Origin of the sequence: Paenibacillus mesotrionivorans (assembly GCF_046098205.1) — a bacterium.
Taxonomy (GTDB): domain Bacteria; phylum Bacillota; class Bacilli; order Paenibacillales; family NBRC-103111; genus Paenibacillus_AR; species Paenibacillus_AR mesotrionivorans.
In genome coordinates this window covers 92,995-109,130 of record NZ_JBJURJ010000011.1, presented here as the reverse complement: position 1 = coordinate 109,130, position 16,136 = coordinate 92,995, and the positions used below count along the sequence as shown (strand labels likewise).

At 55.7% G+C, this 16,136-nt stretch carries 16 protein-coding genes; 10 read left to right on the top strand and 6 right to left on the bottom strand.

All coding sequences use genetic code 11. The annotated features are described in order from the left end of the window. Positions 1-34 precede the first annotated feature (34 nt). Positions 35-1,537, top strand: coding sequence for a glycerol kinase GlpK (gene glpK / locus ACI1P1_RS17285; RefSeq protein WP_416217677.1), 1,503 nt, complete (start codon positions 35-37; stop codon positions 1,535-1,537). Positions 1,538-1,553: 16 nt separating this feature from the next. Here the strand turns inward: glpK and ACI1P1_RS17280 are convergent, their stop codons facing one another. Next, complete coding sequence (locus ACI1P1_RS17280; protein ID WP_416217676.1) at positions 1,554-2,264, bottom strand: hypothetical protein; 711 nt, start codon at positions 2,262-2,264, stop codon at positions 1,554-1,556. Positions 2,265-2,410: 146 nt separating this feature from the next. On the opposite strand from ACI1P1_RS17280, the gene ACI1P1_RS17275 reads away from it, so the two are divergent. Together ACI1P1_RS17275 and ACI1P1_RS17270 are read left to right on the top strand one after the other, a co-directional pair. After that, positions 2,411-4,078: a glutamine--tRNA ligase/YqeY domain fusion protein gene (locus ACI1P1_RS17275; protein ID WP_416217675.1), complete on the top strand. Its 1,668-nt coding sequence runs from the start codon at positions 2,411-2,413 to the stop codon at positions 4,076-4,078. 189 nt (positions 4,079-4,267) lie between these two features. After that, positions 4,268-4,933: a class I SAM-dependent methyltransferase gene (locus ACI1P1_RS17270; protein ID WP_416217674.1), complete on the top strand. Its 666-nt coding sequence runs from the start codon at positions 4,268-4,270 to the stop codon at positions 4,931-4,933. A 56-nt stretch (positions 4,934-4,989) separates the two neighbouring features. On the opposite strand, the gene tlp is transcribed toward ACI1P1_RS17270, so the two are convergent. Further along, entirely contained in the window at positions 4,990-5,214 is a 225-nt protein-coding gene (gene tlp / locus ACI1P1_RS17265; RefSeq protein WP_416217673.1) for a small acid-soluble spore protein Tlp, read from the bottom strand. Positions 5,215-5,582: 368 nt separating this feature from the next. Here tlp and ACI1P1_RS17260 point away from each other — a divergent pair, with 368 nt between their 5' ends. Further along, the gene (locus tag ACI1P1_RS17260; RefSeq protein WP_416217672.1) at positions 5,583-6,236 is read left to right on the top strand and encodes a FusB/FusC family EF-G-binding protein; all 654 of its coding nucleotides are present in this window, start codon (positions 5,583-5,585) and stop codon (positions 6,234-6,236) included. A gap of 74 nt (positions 6,237-6,310) precedes the next feature. Here the strand turns inward: ACI1P1_RS17260 and ACI1P1_RS17255 are convergent, their stop codons facing one another. Together ACI1P1_RS17255 and ACI1P1_RS17250 are read right to left on the bottom strand one after the other, a co-directional pair. Continuing rightward, the gene (locus ACI1P1_RS17255; RefSeq protein ID WP_416217671.1) at positions 6,311-6,817 is read right to left on the bottom strand and encodes a GNAT family N-acetyltransferase; all 507 of its coding nucleotides are present in this window, start codon (positions 6,815-6,817) and stop codon (positions 6,311-6,313) included. A gap of 80 nt (positions 6,818-6,897) precedes the next feature. Next, positions 6,898-8,136: an aminopeptidase gene (locus ACI1P1_RS17250; RefSeq protein WP_416217670.1), complete on the bottom strand. Its 1,239-nt coding sequence runs from the start codon at positions 8,134-8,136 to the stop codon at positions 6,898-6,900. Between the two features lie 184 nt (positions 8,137-8,320). Between ACI1P1_RS17250 and ACI1P1_RS17245 the strand changes: the two genes are divergently transcribed. Continuing rightward, on the top strand, positions 8,321-9,007 hold the full coding sequence (locus tag ACI1P1_RS17245) for a hypothetical protein (protein ID WP_416217669.1): 687 nt from the start codon (positions 8,321-8,323) through the stop codon (positions 9,005-9,007). 170 nt (positions 9,008-9,177) lie between these two features. Further along, entirely contained in the window at positions 9,178-10,008 is an 831-nt protein-coding gene (locus ACI1P1_RS17240; protein WP_416217668.1) for an aldo/keto reductase, read from the top strand. Positions 10,009-10,111: 103 nt separating this feature from the next. Here ACI1P1_RS17240 and ACI1P1_RS17235 read toward each other — a convergent pair whose 3' ends face one another. Next, on the bottom strand, positions 10,112-10,549 hold the full coding sequence (locus tag ACI1P1_RS17235) for a hypothetical protein (RefSeq protein WP_416217667.1): 438 nt from the start codon (positions 10,547-10,549) through the stop codon (positions 10,112-10,114). Between the two features lie 4 nt (positions 10,550-10,553). Then, positions 10,554-10,751, bottom strand: a complete 198-nt coding sequence (locus ACI1P1_RS17230) for a helix-turn-helix transcriptional regulator (protein ID WP_416217666.1) — start codon at positions 10,749-10,751, stop codon at positions 10,554-10,556. Positions 10,752-11,375: 624 nt separating this feature from the next. On the opposite strand from ACI1P1_RS17230, the gene ACI1P1_RS17225 reads away from it, so the two are divergent. From ACI1P1_RS17225 to ACI1P1_RS17210, 4 genes are read left to right on the top strand one after another with little or no spacing between them, the layout of a single operon-like run. Further along, on the top strand, positions 11,376-12,443 hold the full coding sequence (locus ACI1P1_RS17225) for a BMP family lipoprotein (RefSeq protein WP_416217665.1): 1,068 nt from the start codon (positions 11,376-11,378) through the stop codon (positions 12,441-12,443). Positions 12,444-12,453: 10 nt separating this feature from the next. After that, on the top strand, positions 12,454-14,007 hold the full coding sequence (locus tag ACI1P1_RS17220; protein ID WP_416217664.1) for an ABC transporter ATP-binding protein: 1,554 nt from the start codon (positions 12,454-12,456) through the stop codon (positions 14,005-14,007). Beyond that, positions 14,000-15,076, top strand: a complete 1,077-nt coding sequence (locus ACI1P1_RS17215) for an ABC transporter permease (RefSeq protein WP_416217663.1) — start codon at positions 14,000-14,002, stop codon at positions 15,074-15,076. The genes ACI1P1_RS17220 and ACI1P1_RS17215 overlap by 8 nt, the downstream gene beginning before the upstream one ends. Beyond that, positions 15,073-16,023: an ABC transporter permease gene (locus tag ACI1P1_RS17210; protein WP_416217662.1), complete on the top strand. Its 951-nt coding sequence runs from the start codon at positions 15,073-15,075 to the stop codon at positions 16,021-16,023. The genes ACI1P1_RS17215 and ACI1P1_RS17210 overlap by 4 nt, the downstream gene beginning before the upstream one ends. The last annotated feature ends 113 nt before the right edge of the window (positions 16,024-16,136 follow it).

The following is a 16,136-nucleotide window of genomic DNA, read 5'->3' as shown; positions in this document are numbered from 1 at the left end:
TGGGTCTTTCTTGAAGAGAAGGAGGTTAACACGCGTGGCGGCAAAAGGGGAGCATTATATTCTGGCCATTGACCAAGGCACAACCAGCACCAGAGCGATTCTGTTCGATAAGAAGGGCAGGGCGGCTTATACCGCGCAGAAGGAGTTTCCCCAATATTTCCCGAAGCCGGGCTGGGTGGAGCAGAATGCGGATGAAATCTGGATATCGGTGCTGGCGGCAGTGGGCGCCGTGCTGACAGAGAACCGCATCGATCCCGTGCGGGTCGATGCCATCGGCATTACCAACCAGCGGGAGACCACGGTGGTGTGGGACAAGGCTACCGGCATGCCTGTGCATCATGCCATCGTCTGGCAATCCCGGCAGTCCGCCGGAATTTGCAGCAGGCTGAAGGATGAGGGGCTGGAGGAGCGGTTCAAGAAGAAAACGGGACTCCTGATAGATGCGTATTTTTCCGGGACCAAGATCAAGTGGCTGCTGGATGAGGTGGAGGGGGTACGGGAGAAGGCGGAGCGCGGGGAGCTGCTATTCGGCACCATCGACACCTGGCTGGTTTGGAAGCTGACAGGCGGCAGGGTTCATGTCACCGACCCTTCTAATGCATCCCGGACGTTATTGTACAACATCCACGAGGAGTGCTGGGATGAAGAACTGCTGGATATCCTGGGAATTCCCGTCTCCATGCTGCCGCAGGTCCGATCCTCCTCGGAAGTATACGGGGCAACGGCGGGGTACCACTTCTTCGGCCGGGAGGTGCCCATTGCCGGGATAGCCGGGGATCAGCAGGCGGCCTTGTTCGGACAGGCCTGCTTCACGCCCGGTATGGCTAAGAACACCTACGGCACCGGCTGCTTCGTCTTGAAGTCCACCGGACAGCAGGCAGTGGAATCGGCCCGTGGCCTATTGACCACCATCGCCTGGCGGGTGGACGGCATAACTGAATACGCCCTGGAGGGCAGCGTATTCGTAGCAGGCTCCGCCGTGCAATGGCTGCGGGACGGGCTGCGTATGTTCAAACGTGCGGGAGACAGCGAGGCTTATGCCCGCCGGGTGGCTTCCACCGACGGAGTATATGTGGTGCCGGCGTTTGTCGGGCTGGGCACCCCCTATTGGGACAGCGAGGTGCGGGGCGCTGTATTCGGGCTGACCCGGGGCACGGCCAAGGAGCATTTTATAAGGGCGGTGCTGGAGGCCCTGGCTTACCAGACCCGGGATGTGCTGGATGCCATGGAGGCGGATTCGGGCATCCGGCTGTCGGCGCTGCGGGTGGATGGAGGGGCGGTGGAGAACCGCTTCCTCATGCAGTTCCAAAGCGACATGCTGGGCGTTCCCGTGGAGCGCTCCGCCGTCCGGGAAACCACCGCCCTGGGGGCGGCTTTCCTGGCCGGACTGGCCGTTGGCTTCTGGACGGACCGGGAGGAGCTGGCCCGCCTGTGGGCGGTCAAAGAGGTCTACCAGCCCGCCATGGAGCCCGCCCGCCGGGAGGAGCTGTACACCGGCTGGCAGAAGGCGGTGCGGGCCGCCATGGCTTTCAAATAATGGATGCCCAAGCACCTTAAGGCTGAAGCAAGGCGCGGATGGCCGGGTCCAGCAAACGTATGGAATCGGGGGAAAAGTAAGCCTGTACTCCGTCATCAAACAGGGAATAGGAATAGGCAAGGGAGCCTCCGCTGTAAAACACCACCCGGTATTGGGCAGGGTCCTGATCCCTGCTCTGGGGCATGTAATTCTCCACATCCCGTCCGCCGTCCAGCAGTTGAATGAACTGGCTTTTTTTCAAGTCCTGCAGCGTTTTGTACGGCTTGGTTTCCTGGCCTTTGTACAGCTCAATATGCGTGATTGTTTCCCGGGGTATTTCTGTGTAATGGCGTTGGACGGTTTTGGCGAATTCAATCTCGGCATAAAGCCGGAAGCCCCCGATGCGTTCCGAATCCCGGGCAGCAATCAGCTCATCCTTCTTGAATCCCTTGACCTGATACAGCTCTGTTCCAATGGGGAGGAAGGCTGCGTCCCCGTTTTGGATTTTGTAGCCCGGATTGGTCACCACATCGGCTACCTTGAAGGTGGTCCGGCCTGCTTTTTTGTCCGTCACCGTCTCCGGGTCGGCTATGACGGTTTCATATAACCCCGTATAGGAACGGCCGTCCAGCATGAGAAAATCCACCCAGTCAATTTCGGCATTGCCGTGGATATTGTCTCGTCCCCCTTGGGTACAAGCGCTGAGGAGCAAACAAACGGCGATAATTGCGATATATCGGATCTTCACGATAAACCACCTCCTGCTTTTGTAGACGGAAGAAGCGAACAATATGTTACATGGCCGTACCCTTCTATATATTCCCTGACAAATTTGTGTATAATAGAACAAACGTAAAAAGTGGACATTATCAACCCGTATGAAAAGAGGTTCCTATGGAGAGCAAAAGCGCCGCATCCAATTTTATCAAAACCATTATGATGGACGACCTCAAGGAAGGCCGTGTCACCAGCATCAAGACCCGGTTTCCGCCTGAGCCCAACGGCTATCTGCATATCGGGCATGCCCGGGCAATCACTATCAATTTCGAGCTGGCCGACGAGTTCGGCGGCAAAACCAACCTGCGTTTTGACGACACCAACCCGGTGAAGGAGGACGTGGAATTCGTCAAGTCCATCCAGGAGGACATCAAGTGGCTGGGCTTCGAGTGGGACGGGCTGCATTTCGCGTCGGATTATTTCGAGGAGATGTACAACCGGGCTTTGGTCCTGATCCGCAAAGGGCTGGCCTACGTGGACGACCAATCGGCGGACGCTATCCGCGAAACCCGCGGCACGCTGACCCAGCCGGGCACTGAAAGCCCCTTCCGCAACCGCACCGCAGAGGAAAACCTGGACCTGTTCATCCGCATGCGGGCCGGCGAGTTCAAGGACGGCGAACGGGTGCTGCGGGCCAAAATCGATATGGCTTCCCCGAATATCAATATGCGGGACCCGGTGATTTTCCGGATTTCCCATACCCATCACCACAACACCGGAGACAAGTGGTGCATCTATCCCATGTATGCCTACGCCCACCCGTTGGAGGATTCCATCGAGGGTGTGACCCATTCCCTGTGTTCCCTGGAGTTTGAGGACCAGCGTCCCTTCTATGACTGGGTTATCCGGGAAACGGAGATGCCCCATGTATCCCGCCAGTATGAATTCGGCAAGCTGAAGATCGCCGGTACCATCATGGGCAAGCGCTACATCAAACGCCTGGTGGAAACCGGTGTGCTGGACGGCTGGAACGACCCCCGGGTGTTTACCATCAGCGGTATGCGCCGCCGGGGCTTTACCCCGGAGGGGATAAAATCCTTCATCCGCGAAGCCGGTGTGTCCAAGAGCAACGGCACTGTCGACCCCCGGATGCTGGAGCACTTCATCCGGGAGGATCTGAAGCTCAAGGCGCCCCGGACCATGGGCGTGCTGAAGCCGCTGAAGGTGGTTATTACCAACTATCCCGAGGGCCAGGTGGAAATGCTGGACGCCGAGGTCAATGCCGAGGTACCGGAAATGGGCATGCGCAAAATTCCTTTTTCCCGGGAAATCTATATCGAGCAGGATGACTTCATGGAGAATCCGGTGCCCAAATACCACCGGCTGTTTCCCGGCAACGAGGTACGGCTGAAGCATGCGTACTTCATCAAGTGTGAGGAAGTGGTCAAGGACGAGGCGGGCAATGTGGTAGAGCTGCGCTGTACCTATGATCCGGAAACCAAGTCCGGCACCGGCTTTACCGGCCGCAAGGTGAAGGGAACCATCCACTGGGTGGAAGCCACCACCGCCATTCCGGTGGAATTCCGGCTCTACGACCAGCTGGTAGCCGAAAAAACCGATGAGGAAGAAGAGGAAGAGGGCGGAGACGATCTCTTGTCCGGCATCAACCCCAAGTCCTTGGAGATTGTGCAGGGCTTCATTGATCCCGGCATCAAGGATGTGCAGCCGGAGGACAGGTTCCAGTTCTTCCGCCACGGCTACTTCTGCGTGGATTCCCAGAACTCCACACCGGACAAGCCGGTATTCAACCTGACCGTATCGCTGAAGAGCTCCTTTAGTGTATAAATGTTAACCTTCCTGGCTTCACCTGAGCATATATGTTCAGGTGAAGCTTTTTTTTTGATGCTTATGGACAGCAGGTTTACGAGTCCAAGCATCAAAATACAAGGGGGTACATACAGTAGGAAGACAAAGGCGGAAGAAAATTCCCTTCCCGCAATTGGATTTATATAAATAATAAAGGTGGTTCGGACCATGAGTGCTTGGACGAAATACAGTCCCATTTTTGAAAGCGATGCATATGATCCGGAGATTCTATCCCAGTCCGCGTGGCGTGGACACCGGAAATTTGCCTATGACCTTGTGCGCAATCTCCAGCCTCAAACCATCGTAGAGCTAGGCACACACTATGGGGCTTCATTTTTCAGCATGTGCCAGGCCGTTAAGGATGGGAAGCTGGACAGCAAATGCTATGCGGTGGATACCTGGACCGGTGACCAGCATACCGGGGCGTACACCAATTCAGCTTATAAAGCAGTGAAAAAGGTTACAGAGTCTGCTTTTCCGGAAGCCGCTGTAATGCTCCAAATGACGTTTGATCAAGCCCTTAATGAATTTGCGGATGAAAGCATCAATCTTCTGCATATTGATGGCTTTCATACCTACGAAGCAGTCAAACACGATTATGAAACATGGCTTCCCAAGCTTGCGCCCAACGGAGTTGTTCTGTTCCATGATATTGAAGCACGTTATGTAGGCTTTGGTGTTTACCGGTATTGGGATGAACTCATTGTCCAGCATCCTGCAGTAAAATTCGAGCATTCCCATGGACTGGGCATTCTGCTTCCTAAAGGGATAGACGAAAGGCTATTATCGCTGTTGGCAGGGTGGAATGTGAATAAAATCAGCTACTTCAGCTGAATGCACATAGAAGAAGCTCTACCTCGGGTAGGGCTTCTTCTATATATTCGGTCTTCCTACTCCAGCGAATTGCTGGCTTCGTCCTTGACCTCGCTGCGGAAGCCTTCGATGCTTTTTTTGCGGCGTTGGTTTTTCTCCTGGATACTGCTGCGTTCCTCGTCGCTGATTTCAGAGGAGAACTCGTTTAAATACTCCTCCGCCTCATGCAGGTTCTTCTGGGTATTTTGGATACTCTGCTGCAGATGCTCCACGTTGTCCGCCCGGTTATCCGGTTTTGCCATGTGAATCGCCTCCTTAAAGGGAATACGCCTGACTCGGCGCTACCGGATAGCTTGATCGGCCGGAAGGATTCTTATGCGTTAGGTACCGCGGAGCGGATTTTTTCGGTATACCCATATTCCACTTTCCGCCACCTCTTTATTTTGCGGTTTGGCTCGGGTATACTAATCGTATTCACAACCGGAGGTGGTACTCATGGCAATCAGAGATTGCCGGATTGGAAAAGCCTCATGCAAAGCCTGATAGGAGGCGAACCTTTGCATGGGTGGGCCGGCTTTATACGTGTCGCCTGAATACGCAATGATCGTTTTCTAATAATGGCTTTGCACCTTATTTGCTTCAATCAATTGAAAATAAGGGGCTGAAGTCCATGTGCGGACCATTTATTAGAAACTACCAATATAACGTTATTAAGAATCAAGCCGATTCGGTGCTGCGCGCCATTCGGACAGTTGGGGACCCCAAGGTCCTGGAATCCGTCAGATTGACTGCCATCGCCAAGGTGGAGGAACTGTTTCCGGATGTGAGAGACAGCCGGAAAACCATGCTGGATTCCATCGCCAACCTGAAAACGGCAGAGGATTTCCATACGTATATCCAGGCGCTGGAGCCGTATATGCTGGAATTCCCCCGGATCACCGAGAAGCAGATTCAGAAGCTGTTCCCGAAGAACAAGAAGCTGAAGCTGCCCGACCTGGAGCAGACCGATTGGCGGTATGTGACCTATCTGAGCTGGACCGATATCTCCACCAACAAAATGTTCCTCGTATACCATAACGGGGAACAGTTCGTCGGCGTAGAGGGACGGTTTACGGTCACCAACAAAAAAAGCTACTGCTTCGCGTGCAACCGGTTCGAAGAGCTGGTCCTGTTTTCGGCCATCTCCAAAAAGAAACCGGCCCAGTCGCTTCCGGACTATTACAAGTCCGTAGGCAACTACATCTGTATGCACGGGCATAACTGCAACAAGAACATTACCGGTCTCGCTCCGCTGGAGGCATTCATCGGATCTGTATTGGGTTGAAAAAGAAAGCCGGTTCCCGCGGGAACCGGCTTTTTCTATTACATTCTTCGGATTGTACGAAGCACTGCAGTCCGTTACACGTCCTTATACTCCGATTCCAGGATGGAGAGGATGGTTACCGACACATACTCCCCGTCCACCAGAATGGAGTCCCGGAGCGTACCCTCCACCTGGAAGCCCTCACTCTCATACAGATGAAGGGCCCGCGGGTTATTGCTGCGCACATCCAGCCACATCCGGTGGGCGCTCCAACGGTTGAAGGCGCAGCGTTTCACCAGGCGCAGCACATCCCGGCCAAGACCTTGGCCCTTCTCCGTAATCACCAGACGCTTCAGCTCAATGCTGCGCGCCGGATTCTCCAACCCCGCAATGATGGCATAGCCGCATGACTCCAGATCCGCCTCCACAATCAGGTGAACCGTATCCGTATCCTCCTGGGCGTTCCGGTGCTGCTCCTTGGTCCACTGGTTGATGAAATCCCGGTTGTCCGGATGATTCTCGGCTTGAAGCACATAGTCCAAATCATGGGGCCGCGATACCCGCAGCCGTATCCGTTCCGAGCTTGCCAAAATCATGGCCATGCCTCGTCATCTCCTTTTTACCATCATATCACAGGACCGGCACAATTGGGCAAGAGCAGGTGCGGACCATCCTGGCAGCATCAGGAGAATGCCCAGTTGCCCTTGCGGAAGACGGGCTCCAGGGTTCCGTCGGCGGTTTCTCCGTCAATGTCCAGCTCACCGCTGCCCATCATAAAATCCACATGGGCCAGGCTGGTGTTAGCGCCGCGGCTGGCCAGCTCGTCCTTGTTCATGGCGGTGCCGTTCTCCAGCGTGAAGGCATAAGCATTGCCCAGCGCCAGATGGCAGGCGGCATTTTCATCGAACATGGTGTTGTAGAAGGTGATGCCCAAATTCGAGATCGGAGAATGGTGGGGAACCAGGGCAACCTCACCCAAGCGGCGGGAGCCTTCATCCATTTCGATGAGGCTCTTCAGAGGCTCATAACCCTCCTTGGCGGAAAAGCCGGTCACAGCCCCATCCGTAAAGGTCAAGGAAAAGCCGTCGATTACACGGCCTGCGTAGGGAAGCGGCAGTGTGCTGGCTACCGTTCCGTTGACCTCGTCCTTATGGGGCATGGTGAAAATTTCCTCTGTGGGCATATTGGGCAGGAACACAATGCCGTCAGGTGTCTCAGAGGTGGCCGCTTTCCAGATATGGCCTTCCGGCAGACCGATGGTCAGGTCCGTGCCCGGTCCCTTGTAATGCAAACGGCGGTAGCGTTTCGCATTCATGTAATCCTTGCGCCGGTTCAGGGCCGCCAGGTGGGCCTCCCAGGCAGCTGCCGGGTCCTCTTCATAAACCCGGTTCACCTGAAAAATCCGGTCCCATAGTGCTTCCTCCGCTTCCTCCCAGGACAGCTCCGGGAATACGGCGGCGGCCCAGGCCGGAGTAGGGACAGAGGCCATGGACCAGGCATTCAGGTTCTGGTTGACGTACCGGCGGAAACCCTGCATGGCTTCCGCTTGAGCCTTGTTGCCGATGGCGAGCCGCTCCGGAGCAATTCCCTTCAGAAGCGAAGGGTTGGGGGCGTAAATCTGCAGAAAGGAGCCGCCTGCTTCCATATGCGCCTCCATGGCCTTGGTCCGCCATTCCGGGGGTGTGCGGAGGGAATCCTCCGGGGCAAGCTCGTATCTGATGCGGGTCGAGGCTTCATCCACCCAGTCCATCTGCACATGGGCCGCTCCCGCTTCGTATGCTTTGGTGGCCAGCAGGCGGGCAAAGGGGGCGCTGTCCAGGTTGGAATTGATCCACAGCGACTGCCCCTTCCGGAGCGCTGCCCCGATTTTAATCACCAAACCGGCGTAACGTTCCAGACAAACTTCGAATGACGGTTTCATATTCGGCATCTCCTTTATGCCTGCTGCATGCTTGTACTACAATCCTCAACAGGCGCTTTTTCCATTGTAGCACAAAGAAGGATGCGGGTTCCTGCTCTGCTGGCCGCCGGCGGGATGGCTGAACCTTCTTGTACGCTGTGGCATACAATGGTTACGAATCAGAATCGGACAGGGGAGTGTGCATATGGGAAAGACGCCAGACAATGTCTATTGGGTAAACCGCAGGGCGGCGGCTGATAGAATGGCCGTCATTGCAGGCCTCGGTAAAACCCGGAAGAATAGCCGAACCTCTCCCGGCAGACGGGGCAAACGGGCGCCGGTCAAAACGGTGACGCTGGCTTATATGCTGCAGCAAACCGGACGGAAGATGGAGCCCTTTTACCGCCGGGTAGCCACCGATGAGTCCTATGCCCGCCGCTTTTGTGAGGCGTTGGCAGAGTCGGATTTGGAGAAGATCGAACAGATGCTCAAGGAAGCGTCACCCAAAATCGGCCACACTTACCCCGGGACCGCGGGAATCGGTATCTTTGTAGGTCTGCCCTTCGGCAAGCCGATCGAGATCTATACCAACGGGACCACACTTTCTCCGGGTACGACGCAGCTCACCTTCCAGCCGGAGGCCTTCCAGCGGATAGCCCGGGCTATTCTTCCTCTGTATCACCGCTTTGCCAGGTATCCTGTGTATACGGGCAAGCTAGCCCGCGCTTTGCAGAAGAAGGATCCGGAGGCGGCAGTAAAGCTGTTAAGAGCCGTGGTCAGGGATGAGGCGCTTCGTTCCATGACGGTGGTGGATTCCGGAGTGATCCTTAGGTTCCGTTTTCCCTTCACCCGATATACCTGCCTCCATATGCTGACGCCGGACGAGGTATAGCCTGTTGATCCGGTCAATGCCAACCTACTAAGAACCGGAAACCGGGCAGCTGTGGCTGCGCCGGGATCCGGTTTTTATGATGCCGCTTTATTTTCGCCTTTCGCAGGGCTTGTGCTACAATGAGGGAAGGATTACCGGGTTTCAATCCATTAAAGGAGTGATGAAGGCGAATGATTGCATCATTGTCTGATACAACCCGTTTGAACAACGGCGTGAATATGCCCTGGCTGGGGTTGGGCGTATGGAAGGTGGAGAATGGAGGCACGGTGGCGCAAACGGTTAAATCGGCCATCCGCCTGGGGTACCGTTCCATCGATACGGCGGCCGTGTACGGCAATGAAACTGGCGTAGGCCAAGGCATCCGGGAGTGCGGTGTTCCACGGGACGAGCTGTTTATCACCACCAAGGTTTGGAATTCCGAGCAGGGTTATGATTCCACATTGGCGGCATTCGACGCGAGTCTGGAGAAGCTGGGTTTGGACTACGTGGACCTGTATCTGGTACATTGGCCGGTGAAGGGCAAGTACTTGGAAACCTGGAGGGCTCTCACCCACCTCTACAAAAGCGGACGGGTCAAGGCTATCGGGGTCAGCAACTTCCAGATTCATCATCTGGAGGACATTATCCGCGAGACCGGCGTTATTCCGGCGGTGAACCAGGTAGAGTTCCATCCGTATCTGACGCAAAAGCCGCTGCTTGCTTTCTGTAAGGACCAAGGCATTCAATTGGAGGCATGGAGCCCCCTGGCCCAAGGCGCGTTGACCAGCCATCCTGTTCTGGACGAGATCGGTGCCAAGTACGGGAAGTCCGCTTCCCAGGTGATTCTGCGGTGGGATCTGCAGAATGGCGTGGTGACCATTCCGAAGACGGTGACCGAAAGCCGCCTGAAGGAAAATGCCGATATTTTCGATTTTGTTCTGTCACCATCGGATATGGAAGCCATTGATGCATTGAACCGCAATGAGCGCAAGGGCTCCGATCCCGATAACTTCAATTTCTGATTCTTCGCCAAGAGACCCGAGGACCGCTTCGCCGCCTGCCGGACAAACCGGAGGCAACGGAGCGGTTCTGTCTTCATAATAGGGAATTGCCGGAGAGCGGCATCTACATGGTTTTGTGCAGCGTATGCAGGAAGTAAATATGGGCGGCCACTACAATCAAGTAGGCGGCGACCACGAGGCCAACGGCAGGTCCGGTGGTTCCGATGAGGGCTAAACCGAGCAGGAGAGTACCATACACCCAAATCATCAGATCATACGCCTTGGCCTTCGCCTGATGGTTGAGGGAGATGTTGCGTTCATCCTTCTCGAGAATGGCTTGCTGCTTCGCCAGCTGGGGATTTTTGCGGGCGGCCTGTTTGGTCAGCAGGATACCGGCTTTGGAGCCGAAAAGCCCGCAGCCCAATCCGGTCATGATGCCCGGCAGGGCGCGGAGTATGCCTTCCGCTTCCGTGCCAACCGCCAGCAGGGCCACTCCCGCTATGGCCAGAAGTAAGCCGATGGTGCCCCAAACGGCGTATTTGATCCATGTGTTCCGTTGCATAGGATTATTCCTCCTCATAAATAAAAATGTCTTCAATGGGCAAGCCAAAATAACGGGCGATGCGGAAGGCAAGCAGGATCGAAGGGTTATACCGGCCATTCTCCAGGGAGCCGATGGTTTGCCGGGAAACCTCCAGCGCCACGGCCAGATCCTCCTGATTGAGGCCGCGGGCCTTGCGGATTTCCTCCAGTCTGTTTTTCATTGGAACCTCCTCACGGCTTCATTAATGTAAAGCTAGCTTTACATTAATTTTACTGTGAAAAATTTTAAATGTAAAGCCTGCTTTCCATCTATATTCTTTTCAACCTGGCTACATTAAAAAAATTTTTCAACACTATAGAAAAGAAATTGCCGGGCGGGGAAGATGATGTTAGAATATATGACAGTAAATAAGGGGGTGGGACTTATTCCCATCGCCGGGCAAATTGTGCTGGTCATGTTTTGTGACATGGACATGCCGGGATAGGGCGGTTTGCCGCCAACAGCAGCTATTCCGCATGTTATCAGGGCTTTTTGTCCGGCTCCCGGCTGCTTTACGCCGAGCATGTAGGCGATCTGACCAATGTGGGGGGATACATAGAAGAGGAACATACTGGGAAGGGTAAAAGTGAATTGGAGCCGGTTTGTATTTTACCAATAGAGGAATATTATTGACGGCCGGTTAAAAATAACGATAAGATGGAAGACGCATGGCGAAGAGATTGCGACGAAATGAAGTACCGCTAATTTGATGCCAAAACTCCTAAAACCGTGGAGATTTTGTCATCAAAAGCGGATACTAAATTCCTCGCAACTCTTAAATCTTAATGAATCGAGGGGACAGGTTATGAAAAAGATAGGGATTATTTTAACGGCGGCATCCTTGGTGCTCGTGTCTGCACTTGCCGGCTGCGGCAAGAAGGAGGACAACACGCAAGGAGCAGCTTCCATTGCTCCTACTACAGCGGCTTCTGCTGCGGCTACCGCCACTCCTTCCACCAAGGGTAAAGGCTTCAAGGTCGGTATGGTCACCGACGTAGGCGGGGTCAACGACAAGTCCTTTAACCAATCCGCTTGGGAGGCTCTGCAAAAGCTGAAGACCGACACCGGCGCAGAAGTGAAATATCTGCAATCCAAGAACGATACCGAATTCCAGCCGAACCTGAACACCTTCGTCAAGGATAACTATAACCTGACCTGGGGTATCGGCTTCATCATCGGCGACGCCATGAAGCAAGTGGCTGCTGCCAATCCAAATGCCAAGCTGGCGATTATCGACGAGGTTGTGGAAGCTCCCAATGTGAAGTCGGTTACCTTCTCCGAACAAGAAGGCTCCTACCTGGTAGGCGTTGTGGCCGGCCTCATGACCAAAACCAACAAGGTTGGTTTTGTAGGCGGTATGGACATCGTGGTTATCAAGCGTTTCGAAGCAGGCTTTAAGGCAGGCGTAGCTGCTGCCAACCCCAATGCCAAGGTATCCATCAACTATACCGGCGCATTCGACAAGCCTGACCTGGGCAAGGCTGCTGCCGCCACCATGTACAACGACGGCGTAGACATCATCTTCCATGCTTCCGGCGGAACCGGAACCGGCGTCTTCAACGAAGCCAAGGACCGTGTGAAGGGCGGCAAGAAGGTTTGGGTAATCGGCGTGGACAAGGACCAATCCGTTGAATTCGGCAATGATGTGACCCTGACCTCCATGATGAAATACGTGGATCAAGCGGTATACAGCGTGTCCAAGAACCTGATCGAATCCGGCTCCTTCGACACCAAACCGGTTGTGCTGGGCCTGAAGGATAACGGCGTAGGTTTGCCGGCCAACAATCCCAATGTCCCTGCAGATGTGCTGAAGAAGGTTGACGAGTACAAGGCAAAGATCATCAGCGGCGAAATCAAAGTTCCTGAAAAGTGAGCGTGATGTCATGAACCGAGCGGCACTGGACCCCACGGCTCCCGTGGTGATCGAAATGCGGGGAATCACCAAACGGTTCCCCGGCATTGTTGCCAACGACTCTATCTCCCTTACCCTGCGCAAGGGTGAAATCCATGCGCTTCTGGGGGAGAACGGCGCCGGCAAGTCCACGCTCATGAATATCCTCTTCGGGCTGTATCAGCCCGATGAGGGGGATATTCTTGTGGGCGGCGACAAGGTCGTCATTGACGGGCCGAACAAAGCGATAAAGCTCGGTATCGGAATGGTGCATCAGCACTTTAAGCTGGTGCACCCTTTTACCGTAGCGGAGAATATTATCCTGGGCAGCGAACCCGTAAAAGGCCTGTCCACCGATGTGAAAACGGCGGCCAAGGAAGTGGAACGGCTGTCCAATCTGTACGGTCTTCAGGTGGACCCCTATGCGAGGATCGAGGATATATCCGTGGGCATGCAGCAGCGGGTGGAAATCCTGAAGACGCTGTACCGGGGAGCGGACATTATCATTTTTGATGAGCCTACCGCCGTATTGACGCCCCAGGAAATTGACGATCTGCTGAACATCATGCGCAATCTCATCCGTGAGGGCAAGTCTATCATTCTGATCACGCATAAGCTGAAGGAAATTATGGCTATCTCCGACCGGGTGACCATTATCCGCCGGGGCAAGGTGGTCGGTTCCGTGGTGACGGCAGAGACGTCGCCGGATGCGCTGGCCGAGGCGATGGTAGGGCGCAACGTATCCTTCGAGATCAATAAGGCCGCCTCCAAACCCGGTGCGCCGGTGCTTCAGGTGGACAAGGTGTCTTTGAAGGATGACCGTGGTGTCCGTGCATTGGACGGTATTTCCCTGCAGGTGAATGCGGGAGAGATTCTGGGTGTAGCCGGCGTGGACGGCAACGGCCAAAGCGAGCTGATTGCGGCCCTGACAGGCCTGCGCAAGGTGGATTCCGGCCGGATTCTGCTGAAGGGTGTGGAGGTGCAGAACCGCTCTACCCGTCATATCGGCGAAGCGGGGCTGTCCCTTATCCCGGAGGACCGGCACAAGCACGGTCTGGTGCTGGATTTTACCCTGCGGGAAAATATGGTGCTGAACACGTATTTCAAGGCTCCGTTTAACCGCAGCGGCTTTATGGATGAAAATGCCATGGAGGTCCATGCCCAGAAGCTGGTGAAGGACTTCGACGTCCGGGGCTCGGGCACCGACGCCAAGGCGCGCTCCCTCTCGGGAGGCAACCAGCAAAAGGCGATTATCGCCCGGGAACTGGACAAGGACCCGGATCTCCTGATCGCAGCCCAGCCTACCCGCGGGCTCGACGTAGGCGCCATTGAATTCATTCACCGGCGGCTGGTGGAGCAGCGGGACAAGGGCAAGGCGGTGCTTCTGGTTTCCTTCGAGCTGGATGAAATTATGAAGCTTTCCGACCGGATTGTCGTGATGTATGAAGGCAAGGTGGTGGGCGAGGTACGTCCGGAGGACACCAATGACCAGGAGCTGGGCCTCTTAATGGCGGGCAGCAGAAGGGAGACAGCAGCGCATGAATAAATGGATGAAGGTGTTCGTTAAGGACTCCGCCTATATTCCGCTGGTGGCGATTCTTCTGGGGCTTATTGTCGGCGGGCTGATTATGGCGGTCGGCGGCTTCAACCCCTTCGCAGCGTATGGCGCGTTGATCAATAAAGTCGTGGGCACGCCTTATGATATCGGGGAAACCCTGCGGGGCATCACCCCGCTCCTGCTGTGCGGACTTTCCGTCGGCTTCGCTTACCGGACAGGCCTCTTCAATATCGGTGCGGAGGGCCAGGTTACCATGGGTATGCTGGGTTCGGTCTGGATCGGTATTGTGCTGGATCTGCCCCCTTATATCCACACTCCGCTGGCTGTTATCGTGGGGATGCTGTGCGGCGGCCTATGGGGCGCCATCGTGGGGTGGCTGAAGGCCTCCCGCGGTGTCAATGAGGTTATCACCAGCATCATGATGAACTGGATCGCCCTGTATCTGGCCAACTATCTCATCGGCCACTTCCTGCTCCAGGAAAAGACACAGCGCTCCAAAATCATCGAACCCAGCGCCTCCATCACCTCCAGCTGGCTGTCAGGCATGTTCGGCGATTCCCGGCTGCACTGGGGCGTGCTGCTGGCACTCCTGGCGGTTCCGGTCTACTATATCCTCCTGTGGAAAACCCGGCAGGGTTACGAGCTCCGTGCGGTGGGGCATAATCCCCACGCTGCCCAATATGCCGGCATTAACGTAAACGGCAACGTGGTGAAGGCCATGTTCATCAGCGGCTTGTTCGCCGGTTTGGCCGGCGTGACCGAGGGCCTTGGGGTATTCGGCTACATGACCCGGGCGGCAGCCAGCAGCGGGCTGGGCTTCGACGGGATCGCGGTGGCACTGCTCGGGGGCAACAACCCGGTGGGTATTCTGCTTGGCGCGGTTCTCTTCGGCTCTCTGAACTATGGCTCCGCAGGCATGAGCTTTGAAGCCGATGTGCCGCCGGAGATTATCCGGGTGGTTATCGGTCTGATCATCTTCTTCGTAGCGTCCAGCGGACTTGTCCGGTGGGTGCTGAAGCCCTTTATGGCCAAGCGGAAAAAGGAGGCGGCAGGATGAATTTAGCGGAGATTATCAACATCACCCTGGTGTTTTCCACCCCTCTGATTCTGGCAGCTCTGGGCGGTATTTTCTCGGAAAAATCCGGCGTAGTCAACATCGGGATTGAAGGCCTGATGGTGGTCGGAGCCTTTGCCGCGGCACTCTTCGGCTATTATGCCGAGGAAGCGGGGATGGGTGCCTTTTCGCCTTATGCGGGGATGCTTGCCGCAATTGTGCTGGGGGTTCTCCTGTCGGCTGTCCATGCGGTGGCGTCCATTACCTTTAAGGCGGACCAGACGGTCAGCGGTGTAGTTATAAACTTCCTGGCCGCAGGACTCTGCGTGTATCTCGTGAAGGTGCTCTTCGACGGCTCCGGCCAGACGGAGACGCTGCAGGAGGTATTCAGCAAGGTGAAGATCCCACTGTTGGGGGATATCCCGTTTATCGGGCCGGCCTTGTTCCAGGCGTATCCGCCCACCTATCTGGCGTATATACTGGTGTTTGTGGCCTGGTACGCGCTCTACAAAATGCCCTTCGGGCTCCGGCTGCGGGCGGTGGGTGAACATCCCAGCGCCGCGGATACAGTGGGCATCAAGGTGCTGCGCACCCGTTATATCGGGGTGTTCATCAGCGGCGCGCTGTCCGCTCTGGGCGGCGCTACCATCACCATGACCACTACGGCCAGCTTCACCCATAACACCATCTCCGGCCAAGGCTTCATCGCCATTGCGGCCATGATCTTCGGCAAGTGGAATCCCTTGGGCGCCTTCGGCGCGGCGGTATTCTTCGGCTTCGCCACCTCCCTGCGGAACGTGGTGCAGCTGTATGACTGGTCCGCCCGGATTCCCCAGGAATTCATCTTCATGCTGCCCTACGTGCTCACCATTCTGGTGCTGGCGGGAGCGGTCGGACGTGCCCGTGCCCCGGCGGCGCTGGGCGAACCGTACGATCCGGGCAAGCGGTAGGAGCTTATGCAGTTTTTGTAGAATCCCTTCGTCCCGGTGCTCCTTGATTGGAGTGCCGGCCGGGGGATTTTTTATATGGGGACAGGGAGTACGCAGCCAGTTTGATTAGGGAA